Source organism: Coprobacter sp., assembly GCF_982436375.1.
This window is the reverse complement of record NZ_CEWDCG010000322.1, coordinates 1-1554: the sequence shown is the minus strand read 5'-3', so window position 1 is coordinate 1554 and position 1554 is coordinate 1. Positions and strand designations below refer to the sequence as shown.

General features: G+C 41.6%; 1 protein-coding gene. It reads right to left on the bottom strand.

The genetic code is table 11. The features are described 5' to 3' along the window. Window positions 1–165: 165 nt before the first annotated feature. The gene (locus AC1WHX_RS12070) at window positions 166–1527 is read right to left on the bottom strand and encodes a TrpB-like pyridoxal phosphate-dependent enzyme (RefSeq protein WP_009316843.1); all 1362 of its coding nucleotides are present in this window, start codon (window positions 1525–1527) and stop codon (window positions 166–168) included. Window positions 1528–1554 lie beyond the last annotated feature (27 nt).

The window sequence follows — 1554 nt, the reverse complement described above, 5'->3', positions numbered from 1 at the left end:
GTCTAAATTTTATTCGCGTCAGTTTTGAGAATTCTTTTCAAGGATATTTTTCTGTTTTTACAAGAAGGATAGCGGGCTATCTGATGAGTGAAAACGGGAAAAAAGACCGGAAGCAAACACAAAAATGACCTAATAATATTTTGTCGGAAAATTTACGACAGGATTTTAAATAATGTCTTTTATCTCTTCAAGATTTTTTGCTACATCTTCGTCCGTTACTTCGCAATTTATAAGGTCTCCTGAGAAATATTGATCATAAGCCGCCATATCGATGAGTCCGTGTCCCGAAAGGTTGAACAATATTGTTTTCTTTTCTCCTGATTCTTTAGCTTTCTGTGCTTCTTGTATTGCTGCGGCAATAGCGTGAGATGATTCGGGTGCAGGAATAATACCTTCGGTACGAGCAAAAAGCGTTGCCGCCTCGAATGTATCTAATTGCTTGATATCTACAGCTTCCATGAGATTATCTTTTTTCAATTGGCTGACAATCGATCCGGCACCATGATAACGAAGGCCTCCGGCATGTATATTTGCAGGTGCGAAGTTATGCCCGAGTGTGTACATCGGGAGTAACGGGGTATATCCCGCTTCATCTCCGAAGTCGTATTGGAATCTGCCGCGTGTCAGTTTAGGACAGGAAGCCGGCTCGGCGGCAATAATTCGTATATCTCTACCTTCTGTCAGTTTATGACGTAAGAAAGGAAAAGATATTCCGGAAAAATTAGAACCTCCTCCGAAGCAACCTATGACGATGTCGGGATATTCACCTGCCATTTCCATTTGCTTTTCGGCTTCGAGACCTATCACGGTCTGGTGTAGCATAACGTGGTTTAAAACGCTTCCCAACGTATATTTGCAATTCGGGGTTTGCAGAGCTAATTCGATTGCTTCTGAAATAGCAGTACCCAAACTGCCCTGATAGTTAGGGTGATCGGTCAGTATTTTACGTCCAGCCTTTGTTGACATACTTGGGGATGCAATTACCTGTGCACCGAATGTTTGCATGATAGAACGGCGATAAGGCTTTTGATGATAGCTGACCTTTACCATATATACGGCCAATTCGAGTCCGAATGTTTTGGCAGCATAAGAAAGTGCAGCTCCCCATTGTCCTGCTCCTGTCTCGGTCGTAATGTTGGTTACACCTTCTTTTTTACAGAAATAAGCTTGAGCTATCGCCGAGTTTAGTTTGTGTGAACCGATAGGACTTACACTTTCGTTTTTGAAATAAATATGTGCAGGCGTATCTAAAGCTTTTTCTAATCCGTAGGCACGTACTAGTGGAGTAGGACGCCAGACTTTATACATATCCCGTATTTCATCAGGTATTTCTATCCATGCGTCGGTTGTATTTAGTTCCTGATGAACCAATTCTTTTGCAAAAATCGGATAGAGATCTTCCGGTTGCAGCGGTTTTTTTGTTCCGGGATGAAGAGGTGGCATGGGTTTGTTTTTCATGTCCGCCACTATGTTATACCACGCTCTGGGGATGTCGTTTTCTTGTAATAAAAATTTTTTCGTATCCATAATAAGAGTTTTAGTTATGGTATTATT

Excerpts from the sequence above, each read along its gene's own strand:
- AC1WHX_RS12070 (WP_009316843.1), bottom strand. The coding sequence starts at position 1,527 with ATGGATACGAAAAAATTTTTATTACAAGAAAACGACATCCCCAGAGCG.